This is a genomic window from Methanomicrobiales archaeon HGW-Methanomicrobiales-1, assembly GCA_002839675.1.
In the GTDB taxonomy this organism is placed as follows: Archaea; Halobacteriota; Methanomicrobia; order Methanomicrobiales; family Methanospirillaceae; genus Methanoregula.
Genome location: PGYM01000002.1, coordinates 1 through 19,371, shown reverse-complemented (window position 1 = coordinate 19,371; position 19,371 = coordinate 1). Strand labels below are relative to the sequence as shown.

Sequence of the window (19,371 nt, the reverse complement as noted above, 5' to 3'; positions counted from 1 at the left end):
GAAAATTTTTACCGCAGCCCGTTTTTCTGCGATTGGGATACAGTGACCGGCTGTTCATAGTAGTCCGAAGAAAAGGATCGCTCCTGCACATCGCCGACCGCATTTTCAAGGTTTTTTGTCAGCGCGAGACAATCTTCTCCTTTTACCCCGTTGACGTGAATCAGTACCCTGCCTTCGTTGTCAATCGTAATTTCCAGTTCCTGCATGGTCATTTTCTCTCTCCGTATTAATTCAGCCTGAATACCTGAGCATCCCGTTTTACGATAAGACCGGTGAGCAGGTCCCGTGCAGTGAGGCACAGGTATCCCTGCCGGTCAAGGAAAAACGTGAGTTCAAAACGCGGTTCGCCTTTTTTTGCCGGGGGTGATGCATGGAGCAGGGTTGGTTCCTGCATGTTCACGAGTGCCGGGCATACTGCCGGCATTGCATCGGAAGCAGGCCCGGCGATCTGCAGTTCTCCCTTGTTATTTGAGACCAGTTCGATGTGGCTGTGCGGGTCATCTCCCGCAGTGCAAATCTCGCAAAGCGGGATGCCCAGGTACGCCTGCCCGTCGTAAACCCCGCTGATGATGAACCGTGCAACCTGCCCGGCACTGGGGTAGCGGGCCCCGTTACGGACGATAAACCGGTACCGGTATTCCCGGGCAACGGGGTCCCAGTGACGTATGGCATAATCATTCCGGATCCGGTTGGGTTCAAGGATTTCCGGGCTCGCCATTGCCGCACCCCGGGCAATCGCATCGGTCGGATGATCGCAGTAAACCCTCCCGGCTCCCCATCGCTGTTTTATCGCGTCCTGCACGCAGGGAATCGCGCTGCACTCCCCCACCATCAGCACAGCCGTGATCCGCTTCTCTTCCTGTCCGTGTATGCCCGACACGGACAGTGCCCGGTCGATGGTGCGGTTGAGGGTTGCAAACAGTCTCCGCTCGTCAAAGATCCGGCAAAGGTCCGTCCTGCTGACCTGTTCGGCGAGAGAAAATCCTGACACCGGATCGCTCATACGGACTTCCGCTTCCGAATCCTGCACCAGCGCCAGCCGGACCCGCTGCGCTTCGTTCCGGATAAGGGGGAGCAGCCGGGCGGTCCTGGGATCGGTTTCCTGCAACCGGTTCCGGGTAAAGATATCCTGCACCATCCACGCGTCGATCACCGATCCGCCGATGTCATCATGCGCCTGCCCGAGCACCCGGGAATGCTGGCTCCCTGCATCGGGCGAGAATTCGCATGGAGTGACAAGAGCAATATCGAGCCCGTCCGGGTGGAAATCGATCAGAAGGAAGAGTGACCCGGGCACAAGGGGCAGGCCATATCCCCGTGCAGCAGCACAGGCCTCATCGATGAAAAACGGGACACTGAACCCTGCGGCAGTTGCCACCGCATGGAGCCATGTGGAATACATACCGGATGCATTTACCGGAACGGAGAAGACCACTTCGCTGGTGCCCGTAGTGTTGCGGAGTGCATGGGTGAGGAGTGCGGTGAGGAAATCAGAGCCTGCGTTCCTGTACCCGGTCATCTTCCCGTCCGCTCCCGGGACTTGCACGGTGCTGTTCTCAAGGATGTAATGGCGCAGCCATCGTGCCACACCGGCAGGTGCCATCCCCTCCTGCTGCGCCTCCGCCCCGAAGTACCGGGTGCCGGTATCGCTGTACCGGATTTGTGACGGAATCCGGGGAACGTGGTGTTCCTGCCCGGCGACCGGAAAGGAGGTTGACCATCCGGAAAAATCAGGGAGCCTGATTGTGCCGGTCTCATCCCGCAGGGCAACGACCGTCGTGCTATTGCCAAAGTCCACGCCCAGACGCGGCCTGCTCTTTTCCACGGGTGGTTTTTCCTGCATCTGAAGTCACCCCACGATCTGGATATCATACATGTGTTCGTCATTGACAGTGGTGCAGAGTTCGATATCATGGCAGAACCGGGCCGCGAGCATGTTGTGGAGAAATGTCCATTGCTCCTGTGGCTCCGGCCGGGAACAGGTGCGTTCATACTCGGTAATGAGCGGGATAACATCAAGGGTAGTTTCACCAAGAGGCCGGGTCCAGGGCAGTTTCCAGCGCCGCACCTGTCCGTCAAGACTGCCGGTCAGCACTGACTCCCCGCCGGGAAGAACAGCGATCCCCGTCACTGTTGAGGTATGGGCTGGGATAGCTCGCAGCAGGTGTCGCCCTGCGCAGGAAAAGACTGCTACGGTTCCAGTATCAAAGCCGGCCACCAGCACCCGCCCGTCTCCCGCAAATGCAAGTGTGGTGATCGTACCCGGGAGTGCATGAATATCAGGAGCAGGCCGGCCCTCCGGCAGATGGCAGATGTGAATAACTGCATCTGCTCCCGCGTATGCGAGCAGGCTGCCTTCGGGAGAAATGGCCAATGCACTCACCTCGCTGCGGGAATCTTCCCGTACAGAAACGCACCTTCCATCGGAAAGTGTCCAGAGCCGGACACTCCGGTCATTGCTGCCGGTCGCTAGCATGGTGCCATCCGGTGAGATTGCAAGGGCTGTGATCGTACTGGTATGGCCGGTAAGTGTTGTGAGCAGCTGGCAGTCCTGCATGCTCCAGAGGCGCAACTTCCCGTCCCACCCCCCGGAGACCAGCATCGTTCCCTCCGGGGAAAAGGCAAGGCACTGCTGGGTGGTGGTGAGTCCCTCGCCGCTGGCAACAAGCCCGCCGGTTCCATGCCATATCCGCAGCGTGGAATCCCCCCCGGCGCAGGCTAACAGGGCACCGTCAGGATTTATGGCAATCGCCAGGATGGTGCTCGTGTACATATCGAGCGTACGGCTGAATACTCCCGGTTCGCATGAAATCTGCCGGACTTTACTGTCTATATATCCTGCGAAAATTGTCGCTCCATCGGGGGTTGCAGCAATCCCGGTCACTCCCCCGGCAGGATTCAGGAGCGTGTGGATAATTTCACCTGAATCCGTGTTCCAGAGTTTCACCGCACCGTCCCCTCCAGCGCTCGCGATCATCTCTGCCGAAGACGAAAGGACAATCGCCGTTATCGCCTGTTTGTGTGCCTTTTTTTCATGGATTACCGTACCGGTGTTCATGGCATAGATTCGGAGGGTGCCGTTCGTGCACCCGGCAGCCAGGATCCTGCCGTCAGCAGACGAAGCACATGCAGCAAGGGGGCGGTTGTAGAGGGGGATCTCTGCAATGGGAGTGTTTTTTCCTGCCTGCCAGAACCTGAGAATCCGGTCATCGCCTGCAATTGCAAATGCATTATCGCCCGGTGTGATGGCACAACAACGCAGTGGGCCGGTAGTGCCGGTATAGGTTCGGGTGCGTTCACCGGAAGGTATTTTCCACCGTGCGGGCTTGTTCTGTTCATAGATAACGAGACACTCATCACCATGTTCACCAAAAGAGAGGCAACTGACCGGGTTGCCCAGACCTTCCAGCGTTTGCAGGTAATCCGCTTGCTGAAGATCCCATATACCCACGGCCCCGTCCACATATCCCACTGCACAATACCGGTTATCTGATGAGAGTGCACAACAGGTGACTGCGGCATCATGACCTCCAGAACTATCCTGTGCCTGCCCATCTGTCATGTCAACGATCTGGATCTTCCCTCCGGTACTCAAGGGGACAACTGCCGTACCGTTATGCGAACAGGCAAAATGTACCGGGACCTTTCCCCCGGTGGCGACCGACCAGAGGAGTGTACCTGTCATGGCATCCCGGCACCGGAGTGTGCCATCGGTTCCCGCACAGAGCAGGTGGGTGTTATCGGGTGAAAAGGCTAGCCCGCTGGTGGTGCAGGGCCCTGCGGGGAGTTCGAAGAGAAGTGTTCCCGTTTTCGTATTCCAGAGATACACAGTTCCGTCAGCACAGGTGGCTGCGAGCAGGGTGCAGTCTCCTGAAAAAGCAAGGCGAAGGGGCTGGCTGTCCGGGCTCCACGTGGGTGGGGATGGTGCATCATACGGCACCGGGCTGCTCCATGCAACGGGCAGAGCATGGCAGATCTCTTCCCATAGTACCCGGTCCTCACCAACGGGTTTCCACCCGGCTGCTCTCATGGTGGATAAGGCAGTGATTGCAAGAGATGGCGGTGCATGAACAACCAATCGCCAGAGTTCCTTCCACTCAGTGTCCTGGATGAGGCCGGAAATGACGATCTCCCATTCCTCTTCAGACCATGCGACCGGATTCCCTTGCTGTTCTGTTCCGATAAGTGCTGCTGCAAGCACAGGGTACTGCCCAGTCATTTTCGCCGCACTGCGGGTGTGAAACCGGACCCGGTTTGTTGCCCGGGCATAGCCTGTGGCGAGCAGCGGGTGAGGCGGTAACGGGTCGCAGTGCGCATATCGTTCCCGCTGACCGGTGATGAAGAGGAAGAGCGCCAGTGTTTCAGGATCAGAGGGTTGGTAATTGCTCTCGATCGCGATGCTGTTCAATGCAGCATCGTTCCGTTCCAGCACATCTGTGCAGAACGCATCAATGGCAGGTAAGGAATTGAGAGAACACAGCGCAGTCCGGGCAATGCCCCGTGCAGCCTCATCTTTGGAAATGCAAAAAATCCCGGCAAGGCTCCGCACTGCTGCCTCATCACCCTGACGTGCCCATTGTGCGAGTTCCTTAACTGAACGCCGGTACAGCCACGGACCTATGAGGGGGGCAGAAACAGGATACTTCATGCCGCTCACGTAGGGATGCTTTCAAAGGTTTCGAGCGCGATTGTCCGTTCGGTATGTCCATGTGCAGGGACTGCCCGTGACGCGGAGATAGCCCGTCCCTCGGCAAGCCATGCCCGCAGTGCAGCAACGGTCTCGCGCTGGGAGATTGCTAGCGGCACCTGGGTTTTCATGCAGCCGAGGATATCTTCAGTGGTGACCCGGCGCATATTCTCGTTGAACGCTAAGTACATCGCGTCGATCACGGTCTGCTCGATCTCGGCCCCCACGTAGCCTTCGCTCTCCTTTGCAAGCGCATCTAAGGAAAACTCGGCCGGCAGGCACTTGCGTTTTTTCAGGTGAACGGAAAAGATCTCGCGCCGCTCTTCGGTACTGGGAAGATCGAGGAAGAAAATCTCATCAAACCTCCCTTTGCGCAGGAGTTCGGGCGGAAGGGCAGCAATGTTGTTGGCCGTTGCCACCACGAAACAGGGAGCCGTCTTGTCCTGCATCCACGTGAGCAGGTGGGCAAAGACCCGCTGGCTGGTGCCGGCATCGCCGCTGCCGAATGCAAATGCCTTTTCGATCTCATCGATCCAGAGGATGCAGGGTGCAATCGTCTCAGCAAGGGAGAGGGCCCGGCGCGTCCGCTCCTCGGATTCTCCTACAAGGCTGCCAAATAAGGCTCCCACATCGAGCCGGAGCAGGGGCAGGTGCCAGAGATCAGCGATCATCTTGGCCGTGAGACTCTTTCCTGTTCCGGGAATCCCGATAAGGGCAATGCCCTTGGGGGCAGGAAGACCGTAGTCCCGGGCTTCCTGCGTAAACGCCCGCTCCCGGAGCCGGAGCCAGTCCTTGAGCTGGGCAAGCCCGCCGACATTATCGGGATTTTCGGTAAGGCTGTAAAACTCAAGCGCATCTGACTGGCTCAGGACATCTTTCTTGTCCGCGATGATGGCATCGATATCCCGGTCGTCAAGCGTGCCGTGCGTGACAATTGCCCGGGAAAACGAGCGCCGGGCCTGGTTGAGTGTCATGCCGAGCGCAGCCTGGATCAGTTTCTCCCTGCCCGCTTCCGAGAGCGAACTGGTAATCCCGCTCGTTGCAAGGAGGCTGTCAAGCTCTTTTGAGAGTTCAGGAGCCCCGGGGGGAGGGAAATGAATGAGGACTGCTTCGTCCCGGATCTCTTCAGGCACGCGCTGTACCGGGGTGACGATCACCATCGTCCTCCGGCTGTACTTAAACTTCTGGGAAAAGTTGCGGATCTTGCGTTTCACCTGCGGGTTATTCCAGTACTCGTGGAAGTCCTTGAGCAGGATCACCGCATTCTCGTCGGTCTTGGCCATATCGTCAAGAGCCGTAAGCGGGTCGCGGGACTGGGCGAGAAAACCCGAATTTCCGCAGACAACCGAGAACCCGTCCACGCTGTCCCAGGCAATGCACTGGCGGGAAGGTTCCCATTTCTCGCAGACCTCTTTTACCTGCGCAACCACCCGCTCCTCTTCCGGCGTCATCACGACAATCAGGGTAACACGGGCCCGAAGGGAGACATTCAGTTTTCGCGCGAAATCCGGCTCCTTGTGCTGCACTACGTCCACCTCCGCACAACAATCCGCACGGTCCCGTCCGCTTCATTGGTCTGCGACACTACCTCAAACCCGTCCTTTGCTGTCTGCTCAAGCACCATCTTCCTCGCGTACTCCTTCTGGATCGTCTCTGCCTGCTGCTTCAGCTCGTCGGCAATTTTTTTCTGCCCGGTGCCGGACACTCCCCACCAGTCGGCAACCATGTCGTAGGTGCCATCGCTGTTCTTCACAAAACCGACCCCGTAGCCACTGGATTGTATCGCGGCGATATCGACGGTATGCTGCCCGTGATATCCCTTGATGGTGGTATCGGTTTCAACCGTGTGGCCTAATTCCTCAAGGCACTGGATCAGGGCCTCGCGGTGACGGAATTGTGTCCGGATGCGGCTGAAGTGCGACATGGTCCTTATCAGCCCTCCGTGCAGCGGTGCGCGAGCTCGTTGACAAACCGGGCTTCGGGAAAGCCGGTAGCAGTAAGAGTCCCGTTGGCATAGATCGTGAACTCGGTAACCTGTCCTGAAGCGGCTGATAGGGATGCGTGGGATTCGGGCAAGGCAATGGTATCGGTGAGCGGGATGATCCGCTGGTTCGATGAACCGATCAACGGTGTATTGCATTTCAGGGCCGGGATATAGGGGCCGGCAACCAGGAGATCGGTGACTGCAAGCAGGCGTTTCCATGACGGGTGGGCTGACCCGAGCACACGATCTGCTGAAAATCCCGTGAATGTGACAAGTGAATGGCCACGTTCCCGCAGGAGTTCGCCGAGTTCACCCAGTGCATCTGCCTGTGCAAATGGTTCGCCGCCCGAGAACGTGACCCCGTCAATGGGTTCCTGTGCGAAAATGGTGTCAGCAAGGGTCGATGGGGTAACCTGCTGAGCGGGAGTGAATGGTAAAAACTGCGGGTTGAAACAGCCCTCGCAATGGAGAGGGCATCCCTGCACCCAGACGACGGAACGGATGCCGGGTCCGTTCACTGATGACCGTGCAAGAAAACCTGCAAGGTTGATCGCGCTCTTACGTCGGCATCCGTGGTCGTTGGTATAATGCACCTTCATTTTTCCGCCGCGTTTTATGGCTGTTAAATGATTCCGGTGTGGGTGATCGATCTATCTTATAGTATTACCCATAATTTCCCGGAATGAATTCACCCGCGGGGACGTGCAAATAAGCATACTTATGAGATACGATCTGACTATACATATTGAATTTTACCCTTTTTATAGCCATTGAAACGAATTAATGTAATTCATAAGGATTTCGCTCAGTGATTTGCCCATCGCGCAGAAACACCGCTTGGAGTTCGGGGTGACTTATTATCCTGTACAGACAATATATCCGGCAGTGAAAGCGATATTTGACGGCACCGCTGTGCGGGTGGGAAAGGACGGGCGCGTGCTCTATGAACAGAGCGGGTACGGGCGCCTGGAAAAGGATGGCGTGAAACTTGCACCGCAGGAGGCGCTCTATCTCATCCACCGCCAGAAGATCGCAATCGACGGCTATACGTTCGACAGTCTGTTTTCAGAGTTCGCCAGCGAACGCAATTTCCTGCGGAGTTTCCTGGTGTACCGCGATCTCCGCGAACGAGGATACGTGGTGCAGACCGGCCCGCATGACTTCCGGTTATTCCGACGCGGGGAGAAACCCGGTACCGGAGAATCGCTCTACTTGGTACGGGTGCTCTCGGAACGCGATCCCATCCGGTTTACCAAACTGATCGAAGAAGTAGTTGCGTCCCGGAATATGCGCAAACAGTACGTGCTCGCAGTTGTCGATGATGAAGAGGAACTCACGTATTACGAGATCAAGCTCCAGGTCCTGGCAGATGCGTGCACTACCCTGACACCGCTCTCGAAACATAAAGCAGTCCTTATCGGGAAATCCGCAATGGTCCGGATTAATCCCCCCTCCGATCTCGAGGCAGCCGGTTTTGGCAAGCGCCTGGATGACGAACGGCTCATGCTCTCACCGGTTGAACTGCTCTATCTCATGGGAAAAGGTACCGTGGAGCTCCGGAAAGGAGATGTCCCCATCAGCACCCCGGAATATTTTGAACTCGCCCGCGAGAATGATCCGGAACTCCCCGAGAAAGACAAGGTATACACCGAACTCCGGTCGCACGATTACACGCCCCGGACCGGCTACAAATTCGGGCACCACTTCCGGGTCTACTGCGGGAAGAACGTGCATTCCGACCTGCTGGTACATGCAGTGGAGAAGGATGCTGCGCTTCCCATGAGCACGATCTCGCGCTCGGTCCGGATGGCGCACAGTGTCAAAAAGAAGATGTTGTTTGGCACTGTACATACTAACGGAATCCAATTCGTTGAATTTGCACGAATCAAACTGTGAGCACCTTTCATGCCGGAACCGCAGAACAACCCCTGGTCAAGCACGCCGTCTCTCGATATCGAAAAAACATTCGCCGATTTTGGTATCGACCCGATAGGTTCGGTCCTCGCCGAACTCCCCACCGTTCCCTATTTCATGCGGCGGAATATTGTTGTCGGTCACCGCGATTACCTTCCGATAGCAAAAGCGATCCGCAACCGCACGCCCTTCCATATCCTCACCGGGTTCATGCCAAGCGGTCACCCGCATCTCGGTCACTTAATGGTGATGAAGGAAGTGGTCTGGCACGTCCAGCAGGGCGGTAACGGGTACGTGACCATCGCTGACCGCGAGGCTCACGCGGTCCGGGATCTGTCATGGCAGAAGTGTCAGGAATATGGCAAGGAGTATCTCGCCTGCCTCTATGCGCTCGGGTTCGAGGGCACCACGTACTTCCAGAGTAAAAACGAGCGGCTCAAGGATCTCGCGTTCGAAGCGGCAATGAAGGTGAACTTCTCGGACCTCTCGGCGATCTACGGTTTTTCTCCGGAGACCGACATTGCCCACGCGGACAGCGTGATCACGCAGGTAGCCGATATCCTGTATCCCCAGATCGACCGGGAACCTGCTCCTACGCTCGTGCCGGTCGGCGTTGACCAGGACCCGCACATCCGGCTCACACGCGGGGTTGCCCATAAGATGCGGATGTTTACGATAGAGGAGCGGGACGGGTACATCAGTGTCCGGTCCAAGAATGCTCCCGAAGCAGCACTCGATGCGGTGAAAAAGGCGTTCCCGCACGCGAAGAAATACGAAGGCCACGTGGATATCAAAGATGCGCAGTGCGTTGATGTGAGCGCGAAAGTCCGGGAGATTGAACGGGCGCACGGCGGGTATGCATTCTACACGCCCTCGTCCACCTATCACGTCTTTATGCCCGGGCTCACGGGTGGCAAGATGTCGAGCAGTGTTCCCGAGAGCATCATTTCGTTCTACGAGACCGAGTCGGTTGTAAGAAAGAAAGTGATGAGCGGGATCACCGGTGGAAGGGTGACTTTGGAAGAGCAGAAGCGGCTCGGCGGGGAACCGGACAAGTGCTCGCTCTACCTACTCAATCTCTTCCACATGGTAACCGACGATACGGAACTGGCAGAGATCCGGCGGAAATGCACGGCAGGCGAGATTACCTGCGGCCAGTGCAAGAAGGATACTGCGGAACGCGTGGTTTCGTTCCTGCACGACTTCAAGGAGAAGATGGACGTGGCTATGGACACAATTGAGGTGTGAGAATGGCGGAACTGACCCAGAACGAGAAACGGCTGCTGGCAATACTGGAACAAGAGAAGAAGGCAGATGCCCCGCATCTCGCGGGTCTGCTCGAAGCGACTCCTGAAGCCGTGGTGCAGTGGGCGCACCTTGCACAGGATAATGGTCTCGCTCTTGTTGAGAGAATTGTGGCAAAGGAGTTTGTATACACCGATGAGGGGAAGGCCTATGCACAGAACGGGCTTCCCGAGACCCAGCTCCTCCGCTTTATCCTGCCGGGAACAACCCTTGCCGATCTCCAGAAGCACGAGGCGTTTAAGATTGGTTTTGGCCAGCTGAGAAAGAAAGGGCTGGTCAAAGTCGAGGGCACGTCCGTTGCAAAAACCCCGGGAGCCACCACCGATGCGGATGAAGCCGCCCTGAAAAATCCCTCCGATGCCGATCCAAAGACAAAGGAACTCATCAAGCGCGGCATTTTACAGGAATCCGAAACTGTCCGGTACACGATCGCCATCACTCCTGCCGGGCTTGCACTCGTGAAACAGGGGCTCGACCTCAGAGGCGAGACCGGCACCCTCACCCGAGACCAGATCATCTCGGGCGAATGGAAGAACCTCAATCTCCGTAAGTATGACGTGAGCAAACTCCCCAAAAAGGCGTATCCCGGTAAGATCCACCCGTACCAGCGGATCATCGGCGAGATGCGGGAGATCCTGCTCGAAATGGGATTTACCGAACTTTACGGCGGGATCGTCCAGCAGTCCTACTGGAACTTCGACGCCCTCTTCCAGCCGCAGGATCACCCGGCCCGGGAGATGCAGGACACGTTCTATCTCAATGAAACTCTCCCGCTCCCTCCGGGGTACGAGAAGGTAAAGGCCATGCACGAGTCTGGTGGAGAGACCTCTTCGACCGGCTGGGGCGGCGTCTGGAAGGAGGAGAAGGCCGAGCAGTGCGTGCTCCGGACCCACACCACGAGTGTCTCGATCCAGTACCTTGCGAATAACCCGAATCCCCCAGTGAAAGCGTTCTGTGTTGGCAGGGTGTACCGGCGCGAGACGATCGATACCACCCACCTGGCCGAGTTCGAGCAGCTCGAAGGGATCGTGATGGACGAGAACGTCTCATTCGGGAACCTGCTGGGGATCCTCCGGGAGTTCTACAACCGCATGGGCTTCGAGAGCGTGCGCTTCAAGCCCTCGTTCTATCCCTACACCGAGCCGAGCCTTGATGCCGAGGTATATGTTGATGGGATTGGCTGGATCGAGATGGGTGGTGCTGGCATCTTCCGCGAGGAGGTCACCGCCCCGCTCGGGATCAATTACCCCGTTCTTGCCTGGGGTCTTGGCGTGAGCCGGATCGCGATGCTCCGTCTCGGTCTCAAGGATCTCCGGCTTCTGCATAAGAGCGACGTGGCGTTCCTCCGCGAGACGCCTTCGCTGCGCCACACGAAGGGAGGGATCTGAAAATGGCCGTTATTACGCTCCCCTACAAGTATCTCGAACGGCTGACCCGCACCGACAAAAAGACGATCCTCGACAAGGTTGCCCTCATCGGATCGGACGTCGAGCGGATCGAAGAGGACCATGCGGATGTGGAGTTCTTCCCGGATCGCCCCGACCTCTTCTCTCCCGAAGGCGTGGCCCGGGCCATGCGGGGCTATCTCGGGATCGAGACCGGTCTCTCGTCCTACCCGGTCAAACCCTCGGGCATAAAATTCACCGTCGATCCCGCGCTTGCAACCATCCGCCCCGTACTTGGGGCAGCGGTTATCCGGGGAGTCTCGTTCGATGACGAGTCGATCCAGAGCATCATGTCCCTGCAGGAGTCGCTCCACTGGGCAGTCGGCAGGGGAAGAAGCAAGGTTGCGATCGGCATCCACGACATGGATACCGTCAGATCGCCGTTCCACTACATCGCTTCCCGGCCAAGCCGGGGTTTCATCCCGCTCGACTTCACCGAGAAGATGACGATGACGGAGATCCTCGAAAAGCACCCGAAAGGCCGGGACTATGCGAAGATCGTCAAAGATTTCCCGCTCTACCCGCTTATCGTGGACGACGACGACCACGTCCTCTCGTTTCCCCCGATCATCAACGGTGAGCGGACACGCGTGACCATCGATACGAAGAACATTCTTCTCGACACGACCGGCACCGACAAGCGGGCGGTCAGTGTAGCGGTCAATATCATCTGCACCGCGATGGCCGAAGCCGGCGCGAAGATCGAGAGTGTTGAGATCGGCGGCGTGCAGACCCCGACTCTTGCCCCCGCAGAACGGATAGTGAGCGTGAGCGAGTGCTCACGGCTTCTTGGCATCGAGCTGACCGCAGCGTCAATGGCAGAACTCCTCCGGAAGATGCGCTTTGGTGCTGAACCGGCAGGTGCAGACACGGTAAAGGTACAGGTCCCCTGTTACCGTGCTGACATTATGCACGACTGGGACCTGTTCGAAGATGTGGCAATTGCATACGGGTATGACCGGCTCGAAAGCCAGCCGCCCAAAACCTTCACCGTGGGAAAACCCCACCCGGTGCAGGTCAACGCGGCTTTAGCCCGTGAAGCCTTCTGCGGTCTCGGCTATCTCGAAGTGATGCCGTTTACGCTGACCAACGAGGATGTGCTGTACGGAAAGATGCAGCGCGACGAAAAGAAAGGTGTCCTCCATGTCATGCACCCCATCAGCATCGAGAACACCGTGGTCAGGACCGAGCTCCTCCCCCTGCTTCTTGAATTTTTAACCCTGAACCGGCACCGCGAACTCCCGCAGCGCCTATTCACCGTCGGCGATGTCGTAGACTCCTGCCTCACCTACCAGCAGGCAGCCGGGGTCAGCACCCACCCGGACGCGGACTTCTCGGAGGCCTACGCCTCGGCAGACGCGATGCTCCACGAGCTCTCCATCGAATATACAGTGAAGGAATCCACCGACGCGGCCTTCATCGAGGGACGTCGGGGCGATATTATTTCCGGCGGAAAAAAGATTGGAGTCTTTGGCGAGATTCATCCCGCTGTATTGAAAGCGTTTGAACTTGAGCACTCCGTTGCTGCGTTCGAGTTCGACCTCAGAGCCGTACCGGGATATGCCGTTCTCTGAGATACTCTTTTACCTCTTTTACGGTGAACTCCCCGAAGTGGAAAACGCTTGCTGCAAGGCAGGCATCGGCTTTGCCTTTTGTGAAACCGTCGTAGAAATGCGACAGGTTTCCGACACCTCCACTTGCAATTACCGGGATGCCGGCAGCGTCGGATATTGCGGCAGTAATTGCGAGATCAAACCCGTTCTTGGTGCCATCGGTCTCCATACTGGTGAGCAGGATCTCTCCCGCCCCCCGTTCCTCGGCTTCCTTTGCCCAGGCAACCGCATCGATACCGGTTGGCTTGCTGCCGCCGTAGATGACCACTTCATACCAGCATTTTGTGCCGTCTTCGAGAAATACGGGAATTGCTTTCTCGTTAGGGGTGAAGTTCCGGCGCACGTCCATCGCGACCACGATACACTGGGTGCCGAAGGATTCTGCGCCCCGGGTGATGAGGGTTGGGTCGTGCACGGCGCTCGTGTTCATGCTCACTTTATCGGCGCCGGCCCGGAGGATCTGCTGGATATCTTCTAAGGAACGGATACCCCCGCCGACCGTCAGCGGGAGGAAGAGCTGGTCGGCTGCCCGCTTGATCAGCTCAATGATGATGCCCCGTTTCTCCTTTGACGCGGTGATGTCGAGAAACACCACTTCATCTGCGCCCTGCTCATTGTAGCGTTCGGCAAGCTCGACCGGGTCACCGGCATCCCGCAAGCCGAGAAAATTCGTCCCCTTGACCACCCTCCCGTCCTTGAGATCCAGGCAGGGAATGATCCTTCGCGTGAGCACCATTGGTAAAAATTGGGTGTGCTATCCCTATCTATATTTCTCAAACGCGATACTCCGGATTCATCCGTATGCATCCGGATTATTCCGTATCTATCCGGATTATTCAAAGAAGTACCTGTCCCGAATCCCGGAGTTTTTATGTAACTTGGCGTGCCTATTCATAGGGTACGACAGGATACGGGAGGTGCCGTTAAGGGCACCGTCCCTAGGTGATTTTATGAGTACAGGAAAACTGAAGATGGAATGGGCTGCGCAGTACATGCCGGTGCTCGCTGCGATAAAGAAACAGTTTGTCAAGGAAAAACCGTTTGCCGGTATGACGATTGGTATGGCACTCCATGTCGAGGCCAAGACCGCAAACCTCGTCACCACGCTTGCCGCCGGCGGGGCAGTGGTGCATATCACGGGATGCAACCCGCTCTCCACGCAGGACGATGTTGCAGAGGCGCTCAATGATGTGAAAAACGTTCACTGCTATGCAAAGCGGGCCTGCTCGGTCGAAGAGTATTACGCTGCCATTGACCAGGTGCTGGACGCAAAGCCGACCATCACCATCGATGACGGCATGGACCTTATCCACTACATCCACACCAAACGCCGTGACCTCTTAAAGACCGTGATTGGCGGTTGTGAGGAAACAACCACAGGTATCCACCGCCTCCGTGCCATGGCGGCAGACGGGAAACTCGAGTTTCCGGTTATCGCTGTGAATGACACTCCCATGAAGCGGTTCTTTGATAATGTCCACGGGACCGGAGAGAGTGCACTCACCTCGATTATGATCACGACCAATTCCCTGATTGCCGGCAAGTACATTGTCGTTGCAGGGTACGGCTACTGCGGTCGGGGTCTTGCAAAGAAGGCGCACGGGCTCGGTGCCAAGGTCATCGTTACCGAGATCGATTCCCGTCGGGCGCTCGAAGCGCACATGGACGGATACATGGTCATGACCATGGACGAGGCAGCAGCACTCGGGGACATCTTCATCACCACGACCGGCAACATGGCCGTGATTAACCAGAAGCACTTCAAGAAACTCAAAGACGGTGCAATCCTCTCCAATGCCGGTCATTTCAATGTCGAGATCGATATCGAATGGCTCCACAAGCATGCCGACAAGGTCATCACCCGCGAAGGTATCGAGACGTTCATGCTCAAGGGCAAAGCGGTTCACGTACTTGCCGAGGGCAGGCTTGTCAATCTTGCGACCCCCAAGGGTATGGGTCACCCAATCGAAGTCATGGACCTGAGTTTCGCCCTCCAGGCGTTCTGCACCCAGTACATTGCGAAGAACGGCAAGAAACTCAAGGGCGGTGTATACGAGGTTCCGCAGGATATCGATGAGCAGGTTGCAAATATCAAGCTCTCCTCGCTCGGGCTTTCCATCGATACGCAGTCAAAGGAGCAGAAGAAATACCAGTGCAGCTGGGATATCGGGACTTAGATATCCCGGAATATTTTTCTTTTTTACACCCGTTCGGATCCATTTCTTGAGATTACTTTCGTCCACTCGCATACGACATTAGGATACCGGGCTCGTGGGGATGGGCGAGCATCCCCACTTCGCTAGGTCGGTTTAATGCGGGAGAACAGGACTAAATGGAACTGCCTAAACAGAACTGTCGATTTTTCGCTACAGGAGAGCCTCATCGGTGGCAATGAGTGTTATTAATCGCCATTTTTGGGAACGAGAATTGGCGAAGCAGGGGTGCTTATCCACCCCTGCAAGCCTGTTATCGCAATGCGAGTGTCATGGTTTTACTATCCCGATTGTCTGAGCTTAAAAAACCTGAAAAACACCCGGAATCTCATCCTTCCCGCGCCGCAAACAAATATTCCTGCGCATACCCGCAGTATTCCCCGAAATGTTCCCGGGCATACTGTCGTATCGTATTGTAATCCCGGTTGGTGAGCCCGGCTTCGAGATCCAGGTCTGTGAGATAATTCTGCTGCATGATCCGACGGATCCAGACATCGACCGGGAAGGCTTCGTATTTCTGGAAGGCAAAAAGCAGGATGCAGTCTGCTGCCTTGGGCCCTACCCCGTGCAGTTTCATCATCTCTTTCCGGGCATCTTCGTACGGGAGCCTGCGGATTGTTTCTTCCCATTGTTTTTCATCGGTGACTGTGCAGGACGTGCCAAAAACATAGGGCTGGCGGTATCCCAGTTTGCATATCGTGAGCCCCTCATTTCCCTCGTAGGTGATAGATGAGGGACCGGGAAACGAGAAGTAAGTCTTTCCTTCGAATTCGATTTCGTTCCCGAACTGTTCTGCAATCGAGGCAATCCTGCGCCGGATGGTTGGGATGTTCGAATTCGTGGAACAGATATAGGAGATCAGGCACTCCCATGGTGGCTGGCGAACGAGGCGGAGACCGGCGCACCTGCGGATAGCGGCGTGGATGAATGGGTCCCGGTCAATCTTTTTTATTACCTTTTTCAGGTCCAGATCCAAGGAGAAATAATTCCGGATAAACGCGGTGTCAGCGCCCTCAAAGGTCAGACTCGATCCATCCTGTCGGATCTTAATGACCCGGTCGCTGACAATGCCGTACCACCACCCGTCGGCCTTTTGCTCCCAGCGGAAGACCTGGCCACACCCCAGAGTCTGGTCGAGCGAGAATGGCTGGTCTGGGGAAAGGGAGATTTTCGGCATAGGATATTGTACCGGTACGTCTGTCCTTCAACCCATATATGGATACCACACACCCATTTTTTTTATTAAAACCTGTGTTTTTGCCCGGTTCCAGGATCCTGAGCAATGACAAAAAATTGGTTGGGATCAGAACGGATAGCATTTTAATATATAACTCAAAAGTTGTTCTTATGGAACTAGCTGAAAGCCTTAAGGAATTTATCGAAGAAGGAGCGGACTGGGAACGAAAGAATACTTCCGTAAAGGGAGTTTCTATCATCCGGCTTCCCTCGTACAAGAACCGGGCGGCTTCCCTTGCGATTGATATCAACCCCATCGGCGAAAACGGGCTTCCCATGAAGAAAAAAGGGATCATGATCATGAATGCCGCTGAACTGCATGCTTTCCGGGAAGCGTTCAAAAATGAAAAACTCGACAATCTTATTAATGTCCTGGAAGAAGTTACTGGACGAAAAACTGCAGGAAAGCCCGTCAAGGCAGATGTAGTGCAGCTGTAAATCCGTAATTATTGGTTAAATTCACTGGCGGAGGGATAATCATCAGGAAATGGATAGCACTATGTATAATCGTCATTCTGGCAGCCGTAGCGGTATCCGGGTGCCTGGGCGTTAAGACACCCCCCGTGACACGCCCCGCTACCCCGGCGGTATTTGTTGATTACCACCGCACGGGCGGGATAGCCGGTGTGGATGACCGGCTGGTTATTTTTGACAACGGGGTTACCATCATCTCCCGGAAAACCGTCAGCACGGAGACCCTTTTGAACCAGACGGATCTCGAACGGATAACCGGTATTTTCAACGCGGCACAGTTTTCCCAGCTTGGGGGGAATTACACAGCCCGGCATGGTTCTGCCGATTATTACCGGTATACCATAAGTTATCACAGCAAGACGGTAAATGCCGAGGAATCTGCAGTTCCCCCGTCCTTGCAGCCGGTGATTGAAGAGATGAACCGGATCCTGTTTTTAAGTGGCAACGGGGAGCGGGTTGATCGTCCGTTTGCAAACCTGAATTATTGATTCTCTTTTTTTCCGGTATTTGTCCGGTAAAATTATTAAAATAGGAAATTATTTCTTTTCATACATGCACGACTGGACGTCGTGGCCGAGTTTGCCGATCGCGTCGGCCCGGCAGCGCTGGCAGTGGCGCATCTGCTTGACATATTTCCCACACTCGTCCTGCATCTTTCGCTTCATCTCCTGCGTGGGCGGGGTAATGTCGGCAAATTTGTACTGGGCGATGAGCGGGATGACGTTGAACGTGTATACGCCCATCTCGCCGACTTTCTTGGCTATTGCCGGGATATGATCCTCGTTGATGCCGGGGATGTAGACCGTGTTGATCTTTACGATCATGTGCCGCTTTACGGCTTCTTCGATGCCCTTCATCTGCTGGGAGAGGAGGATTTTTGCGCCTTCGAGACCGGTATAGCGCTTGCCATTGTAGTCGATGAACTGGTAGATCTTTGCGCCGATCTCGGGATCGATTGCATTGAGCGTTACGGTGACATTACCGACATCATATTTTTCGAGCAGGTCGATCTTGTCGGGGAGGAGGAGACCATTGGTGCTGATGCATTTGATAACATTGGGATATTCATCGTGAAGGCGGCGGAGGGTTTCAAACGTTTCTTCGTTTGCCAGCGGTTCGCCGGGGCCCGCGATACCGACGACCTTGATGTAATTGTACTTCTCCACTACTTTCTTGACCATGTCCATGGATTCATCGGCATTCAGTACCCGCGTGGTGACGCCGGGGCGGCTCTCGTTTACGCAGTCAAAGTCCCGGATGCAGTAATTGCACTGGATATTGCACTTGGGTGCTACGGGTATGTGGCACCTGCCGAAGGTGTGGCATGCTTTTTCGGAAAAGCAGGGATGTTCATTTATTTTGCGCATCTGCGCTGCATCCCACTCGACTTTTTTCCCCGCAACGTCTGCGACTTGCACTTGATCAGCCATAATCAACACCACTACTTTCGTTCTGTTGGTATAAATACCGTGCAATCGTGATAGTGCATCACGGTGAACAAGAGATCTGCCTGCCTGTCAGTACGCCCGGTTTTTTGTTTACCAGCCTTGTCTCAACGGGGTAAATGTATAAGCCTGACCGGATTATTGTACTGGAGATTACCATGAAGAAGTCTGAGAAGGTCAAGGGCAGGGAAGCGGTGGCGGCGAGAAAGAAACTCTACCCGAAGCTTGCGCTGGTTGCGGCAGCGGGAATCCTGATTATTATAATTGCGGCGTACCTGGTGCTCAATCCGTCCGTCCTCAATCCCAATGGGGCAAAGAGCGGGGATATGGTGACGGTTGAATATACCGGAAGTCTTCCTGACGGGACGGTCTTTGATACGAACGTGAACGCAACACCGCTCACGTTTATCATCGGGCAGGGCCGGGTTATTTTTGAAGAAGGCGTCAAAGGGATGTCTGTTGGGGAGACAAAGACAGTGAATCTTCCGGCTGACAAGGCTTATGGACCGTATAACCAGGACCTTATCCATGTGATGAACCGCTCGTTACTGCCTGCCAACATAACTCCGGTGGAAGGCGGGGTTTTGAAAATTATCCGGCAAACCGATGGGGCTGTCGATCTGGTGAAGGTGCTCAATGTTACGCCCTCGACATTTACCATTGATGAGAACCACGCACTTGCAGGAAAAGATCTTGTCTTTAGGATCCGGATGATTGAGATCCAGAAAGCCTGATACTTTTTTTTGGATATTTTTTTTGGCCGGAATTTGGGTTTTATTTTTGAATCGAAGCTTGTTTTTTATTTTCAAATCGGATCTTGATTTTTATTTTTGAATCGAAGTTTGATTTTAATTTTTAAAACGGATCTTGATTTTAAATTTTCATTTGATCCTTGGTTTTAAAATTTTAATCAAAGCTTGATTTTTATTTTTAAATCGAAGCTTGATTTTATTTTTTTGCTCTGTAGAAAACCTCAATCCAGACAAATAGTATGAACCGGTCAATGTTAGCGAGAATGATCTTACAAGAGATTTCCTTCTTCTGAATCTGATATA

The 19,371-nt window shown here is 55.2% G+C and carries 17 protein-coding genes; 8 read left to right on the top strand and 9 right to left on the bottom strand.

Annotated elements, in window-relative coordinates:
- Positions 1-8: 8 nt before the first annotated feature.
- From CVV30_06180 to CVV30_06155, 6 genes are read right to left on the bottom strand one after another with little or no spacing between them, the layout of a single operon-like run.
- Positions 9-212: a hypothetical protein gene (locus CVV30_06180; protein PKL69162.1), complete on the bottom strand. Its 204-nt coding sequence runs from the start codon at positions 210-212 to the stop codon at positions 9-11.
- A gap of 14 nt (positions 213-226) precedes the next feature.
- Positions 227-1,843, bottom strand: a complete 1,617-nt coding sequence (locus CVV30_06175; GenBank protein PKL69161.1) for a hypothetical protein — start codon at positions 1,841-1,843, stop codon at positions 227-229.
- Between the two features lie 6 nt (positions 1,844-1,849).
- Positions 1,850-4,657 carry a hypothetical protein gene (locus tag CVV30_06170; GenBank protein ID PKL69160.1) on the bottom strand — a complete coding sequence of 936 codons (2,808 nt, stop codon included), beginning with the start codon at positions 4,655-4,657 and terminating at the stop codon, positions 1,850-1,852.
- Positions 4,654-6,213 carry an AAA family ATPase gene (locus CVV30_06165; GenBank protein ID PKL69159.1) on the bottom strand — a complete coding sequence of 520 codons (1,560 nt, stop codon included), beginning with the start codon at positions 6,211-6,213 and terminating at the stop codon, positions 4,654-4,656. Before CVV30_06165 ends, CVV30_06170 begins: the two co-directional genes overlap by 4 nt.
- On the bottom strand, positions 6,213-6,890 hold the full coding sequence (locus tag CVV30_06160; protein PKL69751.1) for a hypothetical protein: 678 nt from the start codon (positions 6,888-6,890) through the stop codon (positions 6,213-6,215). Before CVV30_06160 ends, CVV30_06165 begins: the two co-directional genes overlap by 1 nt.
- Positions 6,620-7,270, bottom strand: coding sequence for a hypothetical protein (locus CVV30_06155; protein PKL69158.1), 651 nt, complete (start codon positions 7,268-7,270; stop codon positions 6,620-6,622). Before CVV30_06155 ends, CVV30_06160 begins: the two co-directional genes overlap by 271 nt.
- Positions 7,271-7,556: 286 nt before the next feature.
- Between CVV30_06155 and CVV30_06150 the strand changes: the two genes are divergently transcribed.
- Genes CVV30_06150 through CVV30_06135 form a run of 4 tightly spaced genes read left to right on the top strand, consistent with a single transcriptional unit; the run spans position 7,557 to position 12,909 of the window.
- Positions 7,557-8,567, top strand: coding sequence for an endonuclease (locus tag CVV30_06150; protein PKL69750.1), 1,011 nt, complete (start codon positions 7,557-7,559; stop codon positions 8,565-8,567).
- A gap of 9 nt (positions 8,568-8,576) precedes the next feature.
- Positions 8,577-9,833, top strand: a complete 1,257-nt coding sequence (locus CVV30_06145; GenBank protein ID PKL69157.1) for a tryptophan--tRNA ligase — start codon at positions 8,577-8,579, stop codon at positions 9,831-9,833.
- 2 nt (positions 9,834-9,835) lie between these two features.
- On the top strand, positions 9,836-11,278 hold the full coding sequence (locus CVV30_06140) for a phenylalanine--tRNA ligase subunit alpha (protein PKL69156.1): 1,443 nt from the start codon (positions 9,836-9,838) through the stop codon (positions 11,276-11,278).
- Between the two features lie 2 nt (positions 11,279-11,280).
- Complete coding sequence (locus CVV30_06135) at positions 11,281-12,909, top strand: phenylalanine--tRNA ligase subunit beta (protein ID PKL69155.1); 1,629 nt, start codon at positions 11,281-11,283, stop codon at positions 12,907-12,909.
- On the opposite strand, the gene CVV30_06130 is transcribed toward CVV30_06135, so the two are convergent.
- Positions 12,878-13,684 (bottom strand): imidazole glycerol phosphate synthase subunit HisF, encoded by an 807-nt coding sequence (locus CVV30_06130; GenBank protein ID PKL69154.1) that lies wholly within the window; start codon positions 13,682-13,684, stop codon positions 12,878-12,880. The genes CVV30_06135 and CVV30_06130 overlap by 32 nt on opposite strands.
- Positions 13,685-13,898: 214 nt before the next feature.
- On the opposite strand from CVV30_06130, the gene CVV30_06125 reads away from it, so the two are divergent.
- The gene (locus CVV30_06125; GenBank protein PKL69153.1) at positions 13,899-15,125 is read left to right on the top strand and encodes an adenosylhomocysteinase; all 1,227 of its coding nucleotides are present in this window, start codon (positions 13,899-13,901) and stop codon (positions 15,123-15,125) included.
- A gap of 364 nt (positions 15,126-15,489) precedes the next feature.
- Here CVV30_06125 and CVV30_06120 read toward each other — a convergent pair whose 3' ends face one another.
- Positions 15,490-16,338 (bottom strand): 8-oxoguanine DNA glycosylase, encoded by an 849-nt coding sequence (locus CVV30_06120; GenBank protein PKL69152.1) that lies wholly within the window; start codon positions 16,336-16,338, stop codon positions 15,490-15,492.
- Positions 16,339-16,508: 170 nt separating this feature from the next.
- Here CVV30_06120 and CVV30_06115 point away from each other — a divergent pair, with 170 nt between their 5' ends.
- Both CVV30_06115 and CVV30_06110 read left to right on the top strand, forming a co-directional pair.
- Positions 16,509-16,835 (top strand): hypothetical protein, encoded by a 327-nt coding sequence (locus tag CVV30_06115; GenBank protein ID PKL69749.1) that lies wholly within the window; start codon positions 16,509-16,511, stop codon positions 16,833-16,835.
- A gap of 125 nt (positions 16,836-16,960) precedes the next feature.
- The gene (locus CVV30_06110) at positions 16,961-17,359 is read left to right on the top strand and encodes a hypothetical protein (GenBank protein ID PKL69151.1); all 399 of its coding nucleotides are present in this window, start codon (positions 16,961-16,963) and stop codon (positions 17,357-17,359) included.
- Positions 17,360-17,407: 48 nt separating this feature from the next.
- Here CVV30_06110 and nifB read toward each other — a convergent pair whose 3' ends face one another.
- Positions 17,408-18,301 (bottom strand): nitrogenase cofactor biosynthesis protein NifB, encoded by an 894-nt coding sequence (gene nifB, locus CVV30_06105; GenBank protein PKL69150.1) that lies wholly within the window; start codon positions 18,299-18,301, stop codon positions 17,408-17,410.
- Positions 18,302-18,474: 173 nt separating this feature from the next.
- On the opposite strand from nifB, the gene CVV30_06100 reads away from it, so the two are divergent.
- Entirely contained in the window at positions 18,475-19,050 is a 576-nt protein-coding gene (locus tag CVV30_06100; protein ID PKL69748.1) for a peptidylprolyl isomerase, read from the top strand.
- The last annotated feature ends 321 nt before the right edge of the window (positions 19,051-19,371 follow it).

Coding starts and splice junctions, on each gene's coding strand:
- CVV30_06180 (PKL69162.1), bottom strand. CDS start 212: ATGACCATGCAGGAACTGGAAATTACGATTGACAACGAAGGCAGGGTA.
- CVV30_06175 (PKL69161.1), bottom strand. CDS start 1,843: ATGCAGGAAAAACCACCCGTGGAAAAGAGCAGGCCGCGTCTGGGCGTG.
- CVV30_06160 (PKL69751.1), bottom strand. CDS start 6,890: ATGGAAACGCCTGCTTGCAGTCACCGATCTCCTGGTTGCCGGCCCCTA.
- CVV30_06155 (PKL69158.1), bottom strand. CDS start 7,270: ATGAAGGTGCATTATACCAACGACCACGGATGCCGACGTAAGAGCGCG.
- CVV30_06145 (PKL69157.1), top strand. CDS start 8,577: ATGCCGGAACCGCAGAACAACCCCTGGTCAAGCACGCCGTCTCTCGAT.
- CVV30_06140 (PKL69156.1), top strand. CDS start 9,836: ATGGCGGAACTGACCCAGAACGAGAAACGGCTGCTGGCAATACTGGAA.
- CVV30_06135 (PKL69155.1), top strand. CDS start 11,281: ATGGCCGTTATTACGCTCCCCTACAAGTATCTCGAACGGCTGACCCGC.
- CVV30_06130 (PKL69154.1), bottom strand. CDS start 13,684: ATGGTGCTCACGCGAAGGATCATTCCCTGCCTGGATCTCAAGGACGGG.
- CVV30_06125 (PKL69153.1), top strand. CDS start 13,899: ATGAGTACAGGAAAACTGAAGATGGAATGGGCTGCGCAGTACATGCCG.
- CVV30_06120 (PKL69152.1), bottom strand. CDS start 16,338: ATGCCGAAAATCTCCCTTTCCCCAGACCAGCCATTCTCGCTCGACCAG.
- CVV30_06115 (PKL69749.1), top strand. CDS start 16,509: ATGGAACTAGCTGAAAGCCTTAAGGAATTTATCGAAGAAGGAGCGGAC.
- nifB (PKL69150.1), bottom strand. CDS start 18,301: ATGGCTGATCAAGTGCAAGTCGCAGACGTTGCGGGGAAAAAAGTCGAG.
- CVV30_06100 (PKL69748.1), top strand. CDS start 18,475: ATGAAGAAGTCTGAGAAGGTCAAGGGCAGGGAAGCGGTGGCGGCGAGA.